This window comes from Shinella zoogloeoides, assembly GCF_033705735.1.
GTDB lineage: Bacteria > Pseudomonadota > Alphaproteobacteria > Rhizobiales > Rhizobiaceae > Shinella > Shinella zoogloeoides_A.
In genome coordinates this window covers 76,187-94,364 of the sequence record NZ_CP131131.1, presented here as the reverse complement: position 1 = coordinate 94,364, position 18,178 = coordinate 76,187, and the positions used below count along the sequence as shown (strand labels likewise).

The following is an 18,178-nucleotide window of genomic DNA, read 5'->3' as shown; positions in this document are numbered from 1 at the left end:
CTTACTCCCGTGCTGGTGACGTTGAAGAGGATTGCAAAACGGCAACGGCGTAGTTCGCATTCTCCCAATGGCCTGCGTCGCGCCAGAAAAACGTGAAGACAAGGCTAGCACCAGGATCGGCATCGGCAATGGGCAAATCGACGATATGGATGCCGAACGCCTTCTCCTGTGTCTCGCTCTCGTGAACGGTCGCCCAGCCGTCGAGGCTCCAACGCACCATGGCGGTCGCCAGAACCTCGATGCGCAGGAGCTTGCCGGCGGGCAGGGAGGCGGTCTTCTGGTTGAAGCGCCATGATCGGTACGGCGATATGGTCTTGCTCCTGACATAGCGCTCGATCCCCTGTGGCGGGAGGTCGAAGACGGCGCCGTCCTTCAGCGAGCGCAGCAGCTTGATATGCTCGGAATGTGCCCAGACCAGCGGCATGGCACTGCCGGAGGCGCGGCCGTGCAACAATTCGAGATCCGGCAAGTCCTCACCGTCCCAGACCTGCTCCGGGATCAACCCGCCTGCATTGGCCGATCCCTCCAGCGCGCCGAGCAGACGCTCCGCCTCCTCGCGCCGCCCGGCGGCCAGTTCGTAATGCGCCCGTTCACCGGCAAGCAGCGGCCATGGCCGGCCGGTCCCCCAGCCGTCGAAGGGCGCGCCGTCGTCATGCTCACCGTAACCATCGTCATTGTAGCGATACCAGAGCGGGCCTTGCGGCAGGTCGCAGCGCAGCAAGGCATCGATTACCGTGACCGTGTCGCGGATGCGTGGATCGTCGGCCGCCCGCAGGCCGAAACGTACCAGCGCCAGCGCATCGGGGCTGACGAGTTGGCGCACCAGCAGGCTGGAGGCCTCCGGCGGCCGGTTCTTGATGGGCACGAAACCGTCCTTCGGCGAGGCGGCGTCGGCGGTATCCGGCGCGCCGATGCGGACATAATAGCCGGCTACGCCATGCTCCACCGCGAGAGGTGTGTTCTCGACATAGGTCCAGCGCTCGATCTGTTCATTCCAGCAATCGGCGGTCTCCCGCAGGTAGGTGGCGGCGTCCGCCTTGCCGGAAAGCGTGAGCAGGTCGGCGGCCGCCAGCAAGGCGGCGATCTCGACCGCCAGCGTGAAGGGGCTATAGCCGGCATCCTCCTCCCACCGGTCCTCACCGGTCACCGGGCCGTTGCGAGCCACATAGGACGCAGCCTTCTCGATCATCGGCATGAAGCGCTGGAATCTCTCTTCCGGCAGATGGCCCGCACGACGCAGGGCGTCGGCGAGCAGAATGGGAAAGGCGCATTCGTCCATCTGAAGGCCCGGCCAATAGGCGGCGCCGTCCAGCCAGGCATTTTGCGGCCAGTGCCCGTCGTCCTGCTGGATGGTCTCCAGATAACCGAGGATCTGCAACGCCTCTTCCGCATCGCCGGCGGCGAGAAAGCCGCCGGCCGTCTCGACGAGGTCGCGCGGCCAGACAAGGTGATAGCCGCCGAGATCGTCATCCCCCTTGGCGGAACCCCAGGGAATCGAGAGGCTGGCCACCGCGGCTCCCGGAGGCTGTGACGAACGGTGCGTGGCCAGAACCGCCGTCGATACGCGATAGGGATCGAGGGCGGTGGATGGCCCGGCGCGGTCGAGCGGCACAAGCTTGGCCTGCCATTCCCGCCACTCGGAAAGATAAGCCTTTGCCGCCGTATCGAAACCCTGCGACAGGCTGGCAATGGCGTGCTCCGCCGCTTCGTCGGACGTATCGCCGAAGCCAAGCGCCAGGACGGCCGTGCGGGCGTCTTCGGAAAAGCCGATTTCGGCAGTGAGCGCGACATTTCCGTCTTCGGCGCGCCGGAAATCGGGATCGAGGCGACCGGATGCGCGGAGCTGCTGCCAGCCATCCGAGACGCCGACATAGCCGGCGGAGCGGGCGCCCCAGGGCAGCGAGCAGGCAAGAGCAAGGCTCGTGCCGCGCCCGGTCGCGAACAGCATCGGCACGCCGCCATATTCACCGATCCAGGCGGTATTGCCCATGCCGGCATTCACCAGATGCGGCGCCAGCAGACCGTAGGCGCGATAATCTGCAATCTTGCCCTTGAGCGGGGTAAAGGTGATCTCCTGGAGGAGGCAGGGCCGCGCCGGGTCGCTCAGGATGAGTTTCTCGATACACCAGGCATCGTCCAGAGCCTTGTTGGCGAGCCGATAGGCGGGCACGCCTTTCTCCATGGCCTCGATGTCATGGCTGGCATCACGCTTTTCTTCCCAGAAGCCGCCGTCTGCCCCGGTTACAACCAGCCCGAAATCGCGCGTGCAGGCATTGTCGGGCCTCGGATAATAGATCTCGTTCAGGATGCCGTGGCTGATGGTGAACCAGAGCGGGCTGCGGAACGAGAGCGCGGTTCCGACACCGCTCTTGGCGCTTGATGTCCAGCGCGCCGCTATCCCCGGCCGCCCAGGTGCGAGTGACCCGTCCACCATCTTTCACCTCATCGCCCTTTTCGGACAAGGTTGAAACATGACCTACCCGGCGGCCTTGCGCCAGACCATGCGAAGCGCCCGGCGACGGTATTTTCGATTCCGGCATTGCGCAATCCTCGGCGGCAGGACAGATTCGGCCCGTCCGTCCCCATTTCAAGGATTCCTGCAACGTGCTGCGCAATCTCGATTTCACTTCCTGGCACAGCCTTCTGGTCACGCTGATCGGTCTGGCGCTGTTCACGCTCATCAGCATCGGCATCCGCCTTGTCATGATGGTGACGATCCAGCAGCGGCGGGAGCGGGCGAACCGGCAGATCAACGAGCGCCTGCGTACCCTGATCGCGGCCTACAAGACGCTCGGCGGCTCCTTCACCGGCAATCTCGCGGTCGATCCCACCCATTTGCGCGACCTGCGCCAGAGGGCGGAGCCGCAGGCAACGGTCGAAGGCGACGTCGATCTTTCTGCCAGCTCCGAGCGCAGCCGCCGCATCCGGGACGATGTGGAGGCGGCGCTTTCCGACATCATGCTGCTCGGCACCGAGGAGCAGGTCCGGCTCGCGGAAAAGGCGGTGCGGGAGCTGGTCGCCGGCCGGCCGGTGCACACCCACGATCTCGTCGTCTCCCTTCGCGCCTTCATTCGCGGCGCCCTCGATCTCGATCCGGTTCCCGCGGACCTTGCCATTCCGAGGCAAGGCCCGGCCCGCCCGTCTGGCGGCAGCAGCCGGGGCAAGGCGGAACGCGGCAAGGAAGGTGCGCGCGGCGGCGGCGGTGGTGGTGGCGGCATGGGTATGGGAGGTGGAGGCGGCATGGGCGGCGGGCTTGGATTGGGCGGGCACCCGGCGGACGACGAGCCGGCGCACAGGCCCTGACGCTCGTCAATAGTGCGCCTGCCCTGCCAACCGGCGCTTTCAATTTGCTGCGGACTTTTCAACCAGCGCTCTTGTCACCGCCCGTTGCCGCTGGCACGTTCAGCGCGTCTGATTCACATTCCGGGAAAAGGGAAGCCCATGGCGCACAAGTTTGAAATCTACAAGGACAAGGCCGGCGAATTCCGCGTTCGCTTCAAGTACAACAGCGAGATCATGTTCTCGACGGAAGGCTATTCCAGCAAGGCCAGCGCGCAGAACGCCATCGATTCGATCAAGAAGAACGGCCCCGACGCGCCGGTCGAGGACAATACGCAGGCCTGATCCGCCGCATTTCCCGAAAGCCCGCCCCCGGCGGGCTTTCTTCTTTCAGAAGGTCGGCGGGGTGCAGGCGCTGATGACCTCACAGGGCACCGGGCCGACGCAGCGGAAGCGGTGCGGCCGGCGGCTTTCGAAATAGTAGGCATCGCCCGGGCCGAGGATGCGGCGCTCGTCATCGACCGTCACTTCGAGGCGGCCGGACAGCACGATGCCGCCCTCCTCCCCCTCATGCACCAATGGCACCTTTCCGGTATCGGCGCCGGGCTGGTAGCACTCCTTCAATATCTGCAGGCTGCGGCCGAACAGGTTGTCGCCGATCTGGCGATAGGAAATGCCGCCCTTGCCGATCTCCGTCAGCTCGTCCGCCCGGTAGAACGCCTTTCGCGGGCGGTCGGGCTCGAAGGCGAAGAATTCCGCAAGGCCGATCGGGATGCCGTCGAGGATGCGCTTGAGGGCACCGACCGACGGGTTCGAGGCATTCGATTCGATCAGGGAGATCGTCGAATTGGTGACGCCGGCGCGCTTGGCGAGCTCCCGCTGGGAGAGATTGTGGGCCAGGCGCAGATGACGCAGCCTGCCTCCGATATCGACCGACATGACATTTCCTGTTTCAGATGTTCGAAATAGCGAAAACCACTCTCGTTGCATCCTTTAATTTCAAACCCTTGACGTCAACCAGAAAAGGACTTGTTCGGCATGGCAAATCATGGCGTCAATCCATCAGCCAGAGCATTTCCGCCTTCTTGCGGAAACGCTCTACCCTTTTCATTTTTCGCAATTCCGGACGCAGAACCGCTACGCACTTTTGCCGGAATTGCTTTGGGAGGAGATCCGCCATGAACGTTCACAACAAACCCAATGCGCCGGTGCTCGACAGCTACTGGATGCCGTTTACCGCCAACCGCCAGTTCAAGGCCGCGCCGCGCCTGCTCGCGAGCGCCGAGGGCATGTATTACACCAGCACCGACGGCCGCACGGTCCTCGACGGCACCGCGGGCCTCTGGTGCTGCAACGCCGGCCACGGCCGCCGGCAGATCGCCGCCGCCGTCGAGCGCCAGCTGACGCAGATGGATTTCGCGCCGTCCTTCCAGATGGGCCATCCGATCGCCTTCGACTTCGCCGAGCGGCTCGCGGAAATCGCGCCCGGCCCTGAAGGCGCGAAGCTCGACCGCGTGTTCTACACGGGCTCCGGCTCCGAATCGGTCGACACGGCCCTGAAGATCGCCATCGCCTACCAGCGCGCCATCGGCCAGGGCACGCGCACGCGCCTCATCGGCCGCGAGCGCGGCTATCACGGCGTCGGCTTCGGCGGTATCTCGGTCGGCGGCATCGTCAACAACCGCCGCGTCTTCCCGCAGCTTGCCGGCTCGGATCACCTGCGCCACACGCATGACCTCTCCAAGAACGCCTATGTGAAGGGCCAGCCGGAGCATGGCGCGGAACTGGCCGACGACCTCGAACGTCTCGTCGCCCTGCATGGCGCGGAAACCATCGCGGCCTGCATCGTCGAACCCGTCGCCGGCTCCACCGGCGTCCTCATTCCGCCGAAGGGCTATCTCGAAAAGCTGCGCGCGATCTGCGACAGGCACGGCATCCTCTTGATCTTCGACGAAGTGATCACCGGCTTCGGCCGCCTCGGCGCCGCCTTCGCCACCGACTATTTCGGCGTGACGCCGGATCTCGTGACGACCGCCAAGGGCCTCACTAACGGCGCGATCCCGATGGGCGCGGTCTTCGCCAGCCGCAAGGTCCACGACGCGCTGATGCACGGGCCGGAAAACGCCATCGAGCTTTTCCATGGCTACACCTATTCCGGCCATCCGGCGGCCTGCGCGGCGGGCATCGCGACGCTCGACATCTACCGCGACGAGGGCCTCTTCACCCGCGGCGCCGAGCTGCAGGACGCGTGGCATACGGCGATGCATTCGCTGAAGGGCCTGCCGCACGTCATCGACATCCGCACCATCGGCCTCATCGCCGGCATCGAGCTGGCACCTCGCGACGGCGCACCGGGCGCGCGCGCCTATGACGTCTTCGTCGACTGCTTCGAGAAGGGCCTGCTGATCCGCGTCACCGGCGACATCATCGCCTTCTCGCCGCCGCTGATTGCCGAGAAGAAGCATTTCGAGGACATCGTCTCGATCCTCGGCGATGCCCTCAAGCGGGCAGCCTGAGCTTTAATCCGCGGAAAACGCTGTTATAACTGGCCCGTATCCATACGGGCCAGTTTCATGTCAGCAGCCGCCAAGACCGAACCGAAGATCATCTTCCGGATCCAGCTCGAGCCGGAAGGGCGCATCGGCCGCGGCAAGATCGAGCTTCTCTCGCATATAAGGGAAACGGGCTCGATCTCGGCGGGCGGGCGGGCGATGGACATGTCCTATCGCCGGGCCTGGCTGCTGGTCGACGAGATGAACCGGCTGTTCCGCCAGCCGGTGGTGGAATCGCAGCGCGGCGGCAAGCAGGGCGGCGGCGCGGTGCTGACGCCCTTCGGCGAGGCGCTGATCGCGCATTACCATGCCATGGAGGAGAAGGCGCGCTTGGCGCTTGCCGAGGAAATCGGCTGGCTGGTCGCTAACCTCGCGGACTGATCCCTATTCCAGCGCCACCGTCTTGATGACGGCATGCACCGGCAGGCCGGGCGCAAGGCCGAGCCGTTCGACGGAGAACGCCGTGATGCGGGCGCGGACGTGATCGCCGCCGCAGGCGATGCGCAGGCTCGCCATGCCCTCGCCGTCCGGTTCGATGGTCTCCACCGTGCCTTCGAGGATGTTGAGCGCGGAGAGGCCCTCCGGCCGCACCGTCGCCACCATGACGTCGCGCGCCGGGATGCGCAGGCGCACCGCCTCGCCGGGCGAAACGGCAGCGCCGGGCACAAGGATCGCCGCACCGCCGTCGAGGCGGATGGTGGCAAGGCCATGCGCCGCATCGCGCGCCTCGACATGGCCGGACAGCACGCTGCCCGCCTCGCGGCGGTCGGCGGCGGAGGCAAGGCGGGGGCCGCCGAGCACGTCGGAGGCCGGCCCGACCGCCTCGACGCGGCCGCCCGTCATCAGCACGACCCGGTCGGCAAGCCGCGCGACCTCGGCGACGGAATGGCTGACATAGACGATGGGAATGCCCGCCTCGTCGCGCAGGCGCTCCAGATAGGGCAGGATCTCCGCCTTGCGCTCCTCGTCGAGCGCGGCAAGCGGCTCGTCCATCAGCAGGAGGCGCGGGGAAGCGAGCAGCGCGCGGCCGATGGCGACGCGCTGCTTCTCGCCGCCGGAAAGGTTGGCCGGCTGGCGGTCGAGGAGATCGCCGATGCCGAGCAGGCCGACGACACGATCCGGGCTTTCCGGGCGCGTGCCCTTCGGCGAGAACCAGCGGCCGTAATTGAGGTTCTGCCGGACGGTCAGGTGCGGGAAGAGCCGCGCCTCCTGGAAGACATAGCCGAAGCGGCGGCGATGGGGCGGCACGAAGATGCCGCGCGCCGTATCGACCAGCACGTCGTCGCCGAGGCGCACCACGCCTTCCGCCGGGCGCGTCAGGCCGGCGATGATGCGGATGAGCGAGGTCTTGCCCGAGCCGGAACGGCCGAAGAGCGCCGTGACTCCGCCATCGGAGGTGAAGGCGGCGTCGAGGGTGAAATCGCCGAGCCGGTGGCGTGCTTCGACGACGAGGCTCATTCGAGGTTCACCTTGCGGCCGAGGCGCTGGGCGAGGATTTCCGAGGCGATGAGCGCGACCATGGAAATGGCAATGGCGACGACGGTGAGGCGCATGGCGCCGGCATCGCCGCCCGGCACCTGAGTGAAGGTGTAGATGGCGGCCGAGAGCGTCTGTGTCTCGCCGGGAATGTTCGAGACGAAGGTGATGGTCGCGCCGAACTCGCCCATGGCCTTGGCGAAGGCGAGGATCATGCCGGCGATGACGCCGGGCAGGATGAGCGGCAGGGTCACCGTGAGGAAGACCCAGGCGGGGCTGGCGCCGAGCGTGCCGGCCGCCTCCTCCAGCTTGCGGTCGACCGCCTCGATGGAAAGGCGGATGGAGCGCACCATGAGCGGAAAGCCCATGACGCCGCAGGCAAGCGCCGCGCCGGTCCAACGGAAGGAGAGCACGATGCCGAACCATTCGGCGAGCACCGAGCCGATGGGCCCGCGCCGGCCGAACAGGATGAGCAGGATGAAGCCGGTAACGACCGGCGGCAGGATCAGTGGCAGATGGACGATGCCGTTCAGAAGCGACTTGCCCCAGAAGCGGCCGCGCGCCAGCGCCAGCGCGACCAGAATGCCGAGCGGCAGGCTGACGAGCACCGCGACGGTCGAGACCCTGAGGCTCAGCCGGATCGCCGTCCATTCCTCAGCGCTCAAGGCAAACCAGTCCACGCCGTCTCCTTACTTTGCCGCCGTCCGGGTGGGGCGCCCCTCATCCGGCCTGCCGGCCACTTCTCCCCGCAAGCGGGGCGAAGGGATATGCCGCACTGGTTTCCCAAACGTCCACCCTTGTGTCGGGCAAGTCCCCTCTCCCCGCTTGTGGGGAGAGGGTTAGGGTGAGGGGCAACCTCGCAAGGGGCATTTCCGGCCACCAAAAACGATAGGCCGACAATATCATCCCGGCCTGTCGCGAAGCTCGTCTTACTTCAGGATGGTGAAGCCCTGCTCGGTGAAGAAGGGGGCGGCCTTGTCGGACTTCAGGAAGTCGAGATAGGCGCCGGCGGCCGGGCTCTGCGATTCCGAGAGGATGGCAACCGGGTAGATGATCGGCGGATGGCTGTCTTCCGGGAAGGTGCCGACGACGGCGACGCCAGGATCAGCGGCGGCGTCCGTCTCGTAGACGATGCCGTAGGGTGCCTCGCCGCGCGAGACGAGCGCGAGCGCGGCGCGCACGCTTTCGGCGCCCGCCACCTTGCCTTCGACGGCGGACCAGACGCCGAGCTTTTCAAGCGCCGCCTTGCCGTATTTGCCGGCCGGCACGCTGTCCACCGCACCCATGGCGAGCTTGCCGTCGCCGACGAGGCCGGCGAGATCGAAGCCTTCCTTGATCTCGACCGTCGAGGCCTTGTCCTTCGGCGCGACGAGCACAATGCGGTTGCCGAGGAGGTTGGAGCGGGTGTCGTCCTTGATCAGCTTCTTCTCGGCGACGTAATCCATCCAGGCAAGGTCTGCCGAGATGAAGAGGTCGGCGGGCGCGGCCGCCTCGATCTGCTTGGCGAGCGCCGAGCTTGCGGCATAGGAAACGGCCGTCTCGTTGCCGGTTTCCTTCTGCCACGCGGCATTGGCGGCATCGAGCGCGTTCTTGAGGCTGGCGGCGGCGAAGACGGTGACCTTCTCCGCGGCGGCGGCCGGCAGGGCGAGCGGCATGGCCGCGAAGGCGGCGACGACCAGTTTCAGAAGCAGACGACGGTTCATTCCTGTTCTCCCTTTTTCTGCCTTTGCGGCAACGTCATATCCCCTTGGATATATCGATGTTTCCGGCTTGGCCAGCGCTATATTTTCAAAAATATAGTGAAATTACCTATGGCAAATCGGCCGGAATGACCGGCCGATCGCATGGCATCGACAATGCGGGAACGAAGGGCTCAGAACAGAGCGTCGTCGAAGAGGTCCTCGTCGCTCTGGGCGGCGGCGGGCGCGGCGGGCATCTCCACCGTCGTGCCGAAGACCCGGGCGTGCACCTCCCGTTCGGAAACCATCGTATAGGTCCGGGCGATCCGGCCGCCGAGATCGGCGAGCGCTTCTTCGAGACCGGCAGTGTCCGGCAAGTCGGGGCAGATCAGGTCGCCGACGCTCCCGGCGCAATCGGCGAGCACGTCGCCGAGTTCGGCGTTGAAATCGAGATCGGCGATGGTGCGGCCGGCCTTGGCGGAAATGTCGGCGCAGCAATCGCGCAGGGCCGCCATGTCCTCCTCCATGCGGTCGCCCGCGTGGCGGATATGATCCAGAACCTCCTCCAGCCGGGCATCGAGGGAGCCATCGGCGGCGTTGCCGGCCGCGCCGAGCTTGATGGCATCGTCTTCCAGCGATTGCAGGGCGGTGAGGATGCGCTCGGCGATCTCGTCGAGCTGCGCGGAGAAGCTGCGCAGCTCCGCCGTCACCACATTGATCGCGCGCCCCTCCTCGCCGAGCTTGCTGCAGCGCAGATTGGTATTGAGCGCCATGTACTGGATGTCGGTACGAACGAGCTGGATGGTCTTCACGCCCTTCAGCAGCTCCTGCACGGTCTCGACCGTGCTCGAGCCCAGCGCATTGGCCTTGCCGGCAGCCTGCTCGATATCGCGCACCACGGTGCGGGCGGCATCGATATCGGCTTCCAGCGTGCGCATGGCGCGGTCGGCGGAATGGCCATCGCTGGCATCCATGTCGCCGTAAAGCGCCATGAGAGCATCGATATCCGCGCCGAAACTGCGGATCGTGCCGACGACGGTCCGGCATTCGCGCTCGAAGTCGCGGGCGATCTCGACGAGCTGGTCGCGCACCAGATGGCGCACCAGCGCCGTGAGCCGGCCGCCCGCATCGCCGTCCAGCGCCACGGAAGCGAGATATTCCTCCAGGAAGGTGAAGGCGGACTGGCAGTGCTCGATGCGCTGGCGGGTGATGTCGCCGATCTGCATGGAGGAGAGCGTCGTCGCGACCTTCGTCTGCACGAGGCGCGCGGAGCTGCCGACCTTGCCGGCAAGCTGCGAGAGATGGCGGCGCTGGGCGGTGAGATCCGCCGCATTGCGCGAGAGGTTGCCGGCAATGTCCGGCACGCTGCGGCGGAAGCGCTCCAGCGCCTCCCCGCCCCCGGCGGACGCAGCGTCGATCACGCCGCCGAGCGTGCCGATCCGGGCGCCGAGCGCATTAACCTCGCTCGTGCCGAAATGGATGCGCTCGAGGATCTCTTCCGCGAAGCCCGAAAAGTCCGGGATGGCAGCGCCGGTGATCTTGGCTGTGGTGGCAAAGGTGCGGAGATACCGCAGCGTCTCCTGCATGTCCGCGATATGGGTGCCGAGCGACTTCTCCGTCACCGCGACGCCGGCAAGGCGCTGCTGGCGGGTCTCCTCGATGGCCGGCAGGGCGGTGAGCTGGTCGACCGTCGCGACCAGCCGGCCGATCGTCGCCTCGGCGGCCTCGTCGTCGAGCGATTGCGACAGGTTCTCCAGCGACGCCACCAGGCGGTTGAGCACGTCGAGGACGGCAAGCAGCACGACGCCGCCGTCGAGGAAGCGCTGTTCGATGCGGGAACGGGCCCCTTCGAGGCGGGAGACGAGTTCCGCCTCGGCCGTCTGCCGCTCAATGCGGACTGCGCTCGCTGTTCCTGACACGCCATACCCCACTTTCAAGAAACCTGGCCCGACCCTAGGGCGAACAAGGTAACGCGCAGTAAATTCGCATTTTCTGATGGAGTAGAATCGGCCTCCAAAGGCCCGGTTTTCGCGCCACTACCCGAAGCTGCACTCACCCCAGGAATTAGGGATTTATAAATAATATCTCTAATGTCTAATCATATTTAAATGTCTTATTTTTCAATGAATTACACTGAAAAACTACCCTAAGGTGAGTTGGTGTATTTTCCTCTTCTCGACTACCATTAGATGAATTTGGCAACCGGGCTTTACGGTTCATTAAGCGTATCTGGGAATTCTGGCGCGGGAAATACTCCCTTCAGAAACGTTTATCGGGGCCTCCATGTCCTCCACCCTGCCCGGTGACGCACCGTTAACCTTGCCAACGGCGCTTACCATCAAGAACATATCGGCGGTCCAGGAGCTTATCCTGAGCCATCTGAACAATAATCCGGCGGCGATACTTGATATCGACGAGGAGGCGCAGGTCGACCTCAGTTTCGTCCAGCTCGTGACGGCGGCGCGCAAGCACGCTGCGTCCCGCGCGGGCCGGCTTCTACTTGCACGACCGGCGGCGGGGGACCTTTACGACGTGCTGAAGCGCGGCGGCTTTCTCGACGAGATGACGTCGGACGCCGCGCATTTCTGGCTGCATCAGGAGAAGAATTGATGACCGCGAAAATCTTGACCGTGGACGATTCCGCCAGCATCCGGCTGACGACACGCGTCACCCTCAGCAATGCCGGCTATGCCGTGACCGAGGCGGTCGACGGGCTCGACGGCCTCAACAAGCTGAAGGAAGGTGAATACGACCTCGTGGTCACCGACCTCAACATGCCGAACATGGACGGCCTGACGATGATCCGCGAGCTGCGCAAGCTGCCCGCGCATACCGGCGTGCCGGTCATCTTCCTCACCACCGAATCCGACGGCGAACTGAAGGCGCAGGCCAAAGCCGCCGGCGCCACCGGCTGGCTCACCAAGCCGTTCGATCCGGAAAGCCTCGTCAAGATAGCCCGGAAGGTCCTCGGAAAATGAGCAACCCGGACCCGATCTCAGTCTTCCGGACAGAAGCGGCCGAACTGCTGGAACAGATCGAGTCCGGCCTTCTGGACCTGACCCGCAGCCTCGACGACCGCGACCAGATCGACGCGGTCTTCCGGGGCCTGCACACATTGAAGGGGTCGGGCGCGATGTTCGGCTTCGAGGCGCTGGCCGCCTTCACGCATCATTGCGAGACCGCCTTCGACCGCGTGCGCAAGGGCGACGTGCCGGCAACACACGAACTGGTCTCGGCGGTCCTTTCCGCGCAGGACCACATGCGCGCCCTGCTCGAAACGCCGAACGGCGACCATGACGCGATGAGCGCGAGCCTGCTCGACAACCTGCACCGCGCCGTCAACGGCGCGGGCTCGCCCGCCCCCGCGGCAAACGTTGCCGCCGCGACTGCGCCGGTGGCCGAAGCGTCCGGCGGCATGCGCGAATGGCGCATCCGCTTCAGCCTGCCCGTCAACGCCATGGCGAACGGCACCAATCCGCTCGGCCTGCTCGACGAGATGCGCGACCTCGGCGAATGCCGGATCGTCGCCGATGCGGCGAAGGTGCCCGAGCTTGCCGAGCTCGACCCGCGCGACATCCACCTTTCCTGGGACGTGACGCTGAAGACCGAGAAGCCGCGCAGCGACATCGAAGACGTCTTCATCTTCGTCATGGACGACATGGAGCTGGAGATCACCGAGATCGCCATCGAGCCTCCGGCCGCAACGCCCGAACCCGCCCCCCTGCCGAAGGCGGTGGTGGTGACGGAACGCGAGGCGCCAGCCGTGCAGGCTGCCAACGATTCCAGGCAGGCGAAGTCCGCCGCCGAGAACGTCCGCGTTCCCGCCGAACGGCTCGACGAGATGATGGACCGTGTCGGCGAACTCGTCATCGCCCAGTCCCGCCTCACCCAGCTCGCAGGCGCGGCGGCCGACCTTGGCCTTCGTTCCGTCTCGGAAGAGATCGAGCGCCTTTCCGGCGAATTGCGCGACACGATGATGGTGCTGCGCATGATGCCGGTCGCCAGCCTCTTCAGCCGCTTCCGCCGTCTCGTGCACGACCTGTCGCGCGAGACCGGCAAGGAAATCGAACTCATTACCGAGGGCGAGAGCACCGAGGTCGACAAGACGGTCATCGACCGGCTCGCCGATCCGCTCGTCCATCTCGTGCGCAACTCCATCGACCACGGCCTCGAAAAACCCGAGGAGCGCATCGCCGCCGGCAAGGACGCGAAGGGCAAGGTCCTTCTCTCGGCCCATCAGACGGGCGGCGAGGTCATCATCACCATCAAGGACGACGGCCGCGGCATCAACCGTGAGCGCGTGCGTGCCAAGGCCGAGGCCTCCGGCCTGATCCAGCCGGCCCAGGCGCTCTCCGACCCGGAACTGCTGCAGCTCATCTTCCAGCCGGGCTTCTCCACCGCCCAGCAGGTCACCAACCTTTCCGGCCGCGGCGTCGGCATGGACGTGGTGAAGAAGACGGTGGAAGCGCTGCGCGGGGCGATCGACATCACCAGCAAGCCGGGCGACGGCTCGGAAGTCTCGCTGCGCATCCCGCTGACGCTCGCCATCATCGACGGCCTGCTGGTGCGTGTCGGAGAGGGCTGCTACGTCATCCCGCTCTCGGCGGTCGAGGAGTGCCTGGAGCTCTCGCTCGAAGACGACCTGCGCTCGCGCGGGCGCTCCTTCATCTCGCTGCGCGACAGCCTCGTGCCGTTCCTGCGCCTGCGGGAACTCTTCCGCACCGGCACCCAGCCCGATCCGCACCAGAAGGTCGTCGTCATCTCGACGGGCTCCGAGCGTGTCGGCCTCGTCGTCGACCAGATCATCGGCGACCACCAGACGGTCATCAAATCCATGTCCAAGCTGCACCATGACGTCGCCACCTTCTCGGGCGCGACCATCCTCGGGGACGGCAGCGTCGCGCTGATCCTCGACGTCACCCATCTGGTCGCGGCCGGACAGCATCAGGAGGCGCAAATGCGGGCGGCAGGATGAGCGAAGCGGCACGGAAACTCGACCACGACACGATCTGGGGCGTTGAGGAGGACCTTTCCGTCCTCACCTTCAACCTCAACGGCGAGACCTTCGCCATCGAGGCGACCGTCGTGCAGGAAATCCTCGACCTTCTGCCGGAGACCCACGTTCCCGGCAGCAAGCCCTTCGTGTCCAGCGTCATCAACTTCCGCGGCAAGGTGATCCCGCTCGCCGACATCCGTCTCGCCTTCGGCATGGACGCGACGGAAACCACCATAGACAGCCGCATCGTCGTCATCGAGCTCGACCTCGACGACGAACCGACGCTGGTCGGCATCCGCACCGACAAGGTCAACGAAGTCACGACCCTGCCGAAGGTCGCCAGCGAGCCGCCGCCGAGCGTCGGCATGCGCTGGCGCGCCGACTACATCAACTGCCTCGTCAAGCGGGGCGGCGAATTCATCATCGTCCCGAATCTGCACGCGATCTTTTCCTCTCGGAAGGAACGCACCGGCAACGCGCAAGCGCCGAACTAGGCACTCAGGAGAGACCCATGCGCTTTACCATAAAACTCAAGCTGTTCCTGACATTCGGCTTCATGATCGCGGTGCTTCTCGGCACCGCGGGCTACGGTATCATGAGCCTCGGCGGTCTCAACACGACGCTCAGCGACGTGCTGAACGGCCCGGCCGAGCGCCTGAAGCTCACCCAGACGCTGAACAACCTGCAACTCCAGCAGATCCGTCAGCAGAAGAACATGCTGTCTTCCGCAAGCACCACCGAGACGAACCGCTATATCGGTCTCAGCGACGAGGCGCGCAAGGAATTCGACGCGACCTTCGGGCAGATCCTCGCCAAGGCGACGGAACAGGGCAAGGTGATGTGGGACAAGCTCTCCGCCTTCACCACCGATTTCCGCCGCAACGACGATCGCATCCGGGCGCTGGCGCTCGCCGGCGACATGGACGGCGCGACCCGCATCTCGAACACCGATGCGCGCGCCGTGACCAACGAGATCGACAAGCTGCTCGGCGAAGTCGTCAAGCTCGAGGAAAGCCGCCTGGACGAAGCCGAACTCGGCGCCCAGGCGCAATATGAAAGCACGCGGACGGTCATGATCGGAGCCGCCGCCATCGCGGTTCTGATCGCAGCGCTTGCAGCCACCTGGATCGTCCTGTCGATCAACCGCGGCCTCGGCCGCGCTGCGAGCGCCGTGCAGGCCGTCGCCGACGGCGACCTCACCCGCTTTGCCGACATCACCACGAAGGACGAGATCGGCGACATGCTCGGCCATGTCAACACGATGATCGAGCGCCTGCGCGGCGTCGTCGCAGACGCGCTTTCCGCCTCCGAGAACGTCTCGTCCGGCAGCCAGGAACTCTCCTCCAGCTCCGAGCAGCTCTCGCAGGGCGCGACCGAGCAGGCCTCCTCCGCCGAAGAGGCCTCCGCCTCGATGGAAGAAATGGCCGCGAACATCAAGCAGAACGCCGACAACGCCGCCCAGACCGAGAAGATCGCCCGTCAGTCCGCCAAGGACGCGGAAGCATCCGGCGAAGCGGTCGGCCGCGCCGTCGGCGCCATGCGCACCATCGCGGAGAAGATCTCCATCGTGCAGGAAATCGCCCGCCAGACGGACCTTCTCGCCCTCAACGCTGCGGTGGAAGCCGCCCGTGCCGGCGAGCACGGCAAGGGCTTTGCCGTCGTCGCCTCGGAAGTGCGCAAGCTCGCCGAGCGCAGTCAGGCGGCCGCCGCCGAGATCAGCACGCTGTCCGGCCAGACCGTCTCCGTCGCAACGGAAGCCGGCGACATGCTGAACCGGCTGGTGCCCGATATCCGCAAGACCGCCGAGCTGGTCTCCGAGATCTCCGCCGCCTGCCGCGAGCAGGATATCGGCGCCTCGCAGATCAACGAGGCGATCCAGCAGCTCGACAAGGTAACGCAGCAGAATGCCGGTGCGTCGGAAGAGATGTCCGGCACCTCGGAGGAGCTTGCCGCCCAGGCCGAAGAGCTGCAGACCTCCATCGCCTTCTTCCGCGTCGACGGTGCCCGCAAGGAACCGAACCACGCCGACCGGCTGCGGGCGACCGCTGCGAAGATGGCCGCTCCCGCCGCCAAGCGGCCGGCCGCGAGCCCTGCCCATCGCCCCGCGCCGTCGAGCGCCAAGGCGGCGCGCGGCAACGGCTTCTCCCTCGACATGTCGATGGGCGGCCCGGATGCCGACGATGCAGATTTCAGGGAAAGCGCCTGATCGGAACCAATGATGGCGGCGCGCCCGGCAACGGGCGCGCCGTGCAATCGACAGCGGCGCATGTCAGCGCCGGCGAAAGGGCTGCTCCGGCGGCCCGCGGAAGGGTGAGTGTATCGGTCTTCACGCATGGGAGCGTCGCGTTGCGGCCGCTCCGCCCTCAACAGGCATCTGCAAGGAGAACAGGATGCGCCTTACCATCAAGTTGAAGCTGGGCCTCGCCTTCGGCTTCCTCATCGCCCTTCTTTGTATTTCGGCCGGCATCGGTATCCGCAGCCTCAGCGAAATGAACACCCTGCGCAACGACCTCATCGAAGGCCCGATTCAGCAGGACGACTATTCCAACGACCTCGCGGCCGCCTTCGACGGACTGGGCCTTGCCGAGGCCGACCTTCTGCTCGCGACGACGCTGGAGCGGACGAACAAGGCGAAGGCCACCATCGCGGCCGAACGGGAGGCCTTCGAAAAGGCGCTGAACGACGGCCAGAACGACGCGACCGGCGAATTCAAGGCCAAGTGGCAGGAGATTCGCGACTTCTGGGACGACTACCTCGCCATCAACGACAGGATCGTCTCGCTGATGGCCTCCGGCCAGCGCGACATGGCGCTCGAGATCAATCAGACGGAAGGCGCCGTCGCCGCCGACAAGCTGGACGGCATGACGGCCGCTCTCGCCAACCTGACCGAACAGGCGATCAAGGATTCCGACACGGTCGCCGATGCCGGCTACGAGACGGCGTTCTACACGCTCGTCATCCTGACCCTCTCCGCCCTCGTCCTTTCCGTCGGCGCCGCCCTCTGGATCGCGCTCGGCATCAATACCGGCCTGCGCAAGATCCGGAACGTCGCGGAAGCCGTCGCGGTAGGCGACCTCGACCAGAATGTCGAGATCAGGACCAATGACGAGATCAAGGACCTTGTCGACACGATCAACGTGATGACCGGCAACCTGCGCAACACGGCCACCATCGCCGACCAGATCGCCAATGGTGACCTGACCGTGACGCCGAAGGCCCTCTCCGACAAGGATACGCTGGGCATTTCGCTGGAAAGCATGGTGGAGCGCCTGCGCGGCGTCGTCGCCGACGCGCTTTCGGCAGCCAACAACGTCTCCTCGGGCAGCCAGGAGCTTTCGGCCAGCTCCGAGCAGCTCTCGCAGGGCGCGACCGAGCAGGCCTCCTCCGCCGAAGAGGCCTCCGCCTCGATGGAAGAGATGGCCGCGAACATCAAGCAGAACGCCGACAACGCCGCCCAGACCGAGAAGATCGCCCGCCAGTCCGCCAAGGACGCGGAAGCTTCCGGCGAAGCGGTCGGTCGCGCCGTCGGCGCCATGCGCACCATCGCGGAAAAGATCTCCATCGTGCAGGAAATCGCCCGCCAGACGGACCTCCTCGCCCTCAATGCCGCGGTGGAAGCCGCCCGTGCCGGCGAGCACGGCAAGGGCTTTGCCGTCGTCGCCTCGGAAGTGCGCAAGCTCGCCGAGCGCAGCCAGGCGGCGGCCGCCGAGATCAGCACGCTGTCCGGCCAGACCGTCTCCGTCGCAACGGAAGCCGGCGACATGCTGAACCGGCTGGTGCCCGATATCCGCAAGACCGCCGAGCTGGTCTCCGAGATCTCCGCCGCCTGCCGCGAGCAGGATATCGGCGCCTCGCAGATCAACGAGGCAATCCAGCAGCTCGACAAGGTGACGCAGCAGAATGCCGGTGCGTCGGAAGAAATGTCCGGCACTTCGGAAGAGCTCGCCGCCCAGGCCGAGGAACTGCAGACCTCCATCGCCTTCTTCCGCGTCGACCGCGCGGCGGGCGCCCCGGCTTCCGCCCAGCGCCGCCCGGCGCCGGCAGCGACACGCCCGGCCGCCAAGTCCGCGGCCACACCCACCCGCAAGTCCGACAACAGCGTCAATGCCCAGCAGGCCCGCGCCCGCGGCTTTGCCCTCGACATGTCGATGGGCGGCCCGGATGCCGACGACGCAGATTTCAGGGAAAGCGCTTGA

At 65.9% G+C, this 18,178-nt stretch carries 16 protein-coding genes; 10 read left to right on the top strand and 6 right to left on the bottom strand.

All coding sequences use genetic code 11. From position 1 onward, the window contains the following. Nucleotide 1: 1 nt before the first annotated feature. The gene (locus ShzoTeo12_RS17895; RefSeq protein WP_318913297.1) at nucleotides 2–2,434 is read right to left on the bottom strand and encodes a glucan 1,4-alpha-glucosidase; all 2,433 of its coding nucleotides are present in this window, start codon (nucleotides 2,432–2,434) and stop codon (nucleotides 2–4) included. Between the two features lie 173 nt (nucleotides 2,435–2,607). Between ShzoTeo12_RS17895 and ShzoTeo12_RS17890 the strand changes: the two genes are divergently transcribed. Together ShzoTeo12_RS17890 and ShzoTeo12_RS17885 are read left to right on the top strand one after the other, a co-directional pair. Then, nucleotides 2,608–3,303 (top strand): hypothetical protein, encoded by a 696-nt coding sequence (locus ShzoTeo12_RS17890; protein WP_318914318.1) that lies wholly within the window; start codon nucleotides 2,608–2,610, stop codon nucleotides 3,301–3,303. 138 nt (nucleotides 3,304–3,441) lie between these two features. After that, the gene (locus ShzoTeo12_RS17885; protein WP_119254358.1) at nucleotides 3,442–3,624 is read left to right on the top strand and encodes a YegP family protein; all 183 of its coding nucleotides are present in this window, start codon (nucleotides 3,442–3,444) and stop codon (nucleotides 3,622–3,624) included. Between the two features lie 45 nt (nucleotides 3,625–3,669). Here the strand turns inward: ShzoTeo12_RS17885 and ShzoTeo12_RS17880 are convergent, their stop codons facing one another. Next, nucleotides 3,670–4,218 carry a cupin domain-containing protein gene (locus tag ShzoTeo12_RS17880; RefSeq protein WP_318913295.1) on the bottom strand — a complete coding sequence of 183 codons (549 nt, stop codon included), beginning with the start codon at nucleotides 4,216–4,218 and terminating at the stop codon, nucleotides 3,670–3,672. Nucleotides 4,219–4,457: 239 nt separating this feature from the next. On the opposite strand from ShzoTeo12_RS17880, the gene ShzoTeo12_RS17875 reads away from it, so the two are divergent. Both ShzoTeo12_RS17875 and ShzoTeo12_RS17870 read left to right on the top strand, forming a co-directional pair. Beyond that, nucleotides 4,458–5,795: an aspartate aminotransferase family protein gene (locus ShzoTeo12_RS17875; RefSeq protein ID WP_318913294.1), complete on the top strand. Its 1,338-nt coding sequence runs from the start codon at nucleotides 4,458–4,460 to the stop codon at nucleotides 5,793–5,795. Nucleotides 5,796–5,852: 57 nt separating this feature from the next. Beyond that, a complete protein-coding gene (locus tag ShzoTeo12_RS17870) occupies nucleotides 5,853–6,212 on the top strand; it encodes a winged helix-turn-helix domain-containing protein (protein WP_119254355.1) in 360 nt (119 codons plus the stop codon). Between the two features lie 3 nt (nucleotides 6,213–6,215). Here ShzoTeo12_RS17870 and modC read toward each other — a convergent pair whose 3' ends face one another. The 4 genes from modC to ShzoTeo12_RS17850 form a co-directional block, all read right to left on the bottom strand. After that, nucleotides 6,216–7,289, bottom strand: a complete 1,074-nt coding sequence (gene modC / locus ShzoTeo12_RS17865) for a molybdenum ABC transporter ATP-binding protein (RefSeq protein ID WP_318913293.1) — start codon at nucleotides 7,287–7,289, stop codon at nucleotides 6,216–6,218. Then, nucleotides 7,286–7,987: a molybdate ABC transporter permease subunit gene (gene modB / locus ShzoTeo12_RS17860; protein ID WP_203317960.1), complete on the bottom strand. Its 702-nt coding sequence runs from the start codon at nucleotides 7,985–7,987 to the stop codon at nucleotides 7,286–7,288. Before modB ends, modC begins: the two co-directional genes overlap by 4 nt. Before the next feature lie 249 nt (nucleotides 7,988–8,236). Continuing rightward, complete coding sequence (modA, locus tag ShzoTeo12_RS17855) at nucleotides 8,237–9,010, bottom strand: molybdate ABC transporter substrate-binding protein (protein ID WP_313192109.1); 774 nt, start codon at nucleotides 9,008–9,010, stop codon at nucleotides 8,237–8,239. Between the two features lie 170 nt (nucleotides 9,011–9,180). Beyond that, nucleotides 9,181–10,905: a chemotaxis protein gene (locus ShzoTeo12_RS17850; protein WP_318913289.1), complete on the bottom strand. Its 1,725-nt coding sequence runs from the start codon at nucleotides 10,903–10,905 to the stop codon at nucleotides 9,181–9,183. Between the two features lie 364 nt (nucleotides 10,906–11,269). On the opposite strand from ShzoTeo12_RS17850, the gene ShzoTeo12_RS17845 reads away from it, so the two are divergent. From ShzoTeo12_RS17845 to ShzoTeo12_RS17820, 6 genes are all read left to right on the top strand, one after another. Further along, a complete protein-coding gene (locus ShzoTeo12_RS17845) occupies nucleotides 11,270–11,596 on the top strand; it encodes an STAS domain-containing protein (protein WP_318913288.1) in 327 nt (108 codons plus the stop codon). Further along, a complete protein-coding gene (locus ShzoTeo12_RS17840; RefSeq protein WP_119254349.1) occupies nucleotides 11,596–11,964 on the top strand; it encodes a response regulator in 369 nt (122 codons plus the stop codon). The genes ShzoTeo12_RS17845 and ShzoTeo12_RS17840 overlap by 1 nt, the downstream gene beginning before the upstream one ends. Next, nucleotides 11,961–13,961: a chemotaxis protein CheA gene (locus tag ShzoTeo12_RS17835; protein WP_318913286.1), complete on the top strand. Its 2,001-nt coding sequence runs from the start codon at nucleotides 11,961–11,963 to the stop codon at nucleotides 13,959–13,961. Before ShzoTeo12_RS17840 ends, ShzoTeo12_RS17835 begins: the two co-directional genes overlap by 4 nt. Beyond that, on the top strand, nucleotides 13,958–14,476 hold the full coding sequence (locus tag ShzoTeo12_RS17830) for a chemotaxis protein CheW (RefSeq protein WP_119254347.1): 519 nt from the start codon (nucleotides 13,958–13,960) through the stop codon (nucleotides 14,474–14,476). Before ShzoTeo12_RS17835 ends, ShzoTeo12_RS17830 begins: the two co-directional genes overlap by 4 nt. Nucleotides 14,477–14,493: 17 nt before the next feature. Further along, a complete protein-coding gene (locus ShzoTeo12_RS17825; RefSeq protein ID WP_318913284.1) occupies nucleotides 14,494–16,188 on the top strand; it encodes a methyl-accepting chemotaxis protein in 1,695 nt (564 codons plus the stop codon). A gap of 184 nt (nucleotides 16,189–16,372) precedes the next feature. Further along, nucleotides 16,373–18,178, top strand: a complete 1,806-nt coding sequence (locus tag ShzoTeo12_RS17820) for a methyl-accepting chemotaxis protein (protein ID WP_318913283.1) — start codon at nucleotides 16,373–16,375, stop codon at nucleotides 18,176–18,178.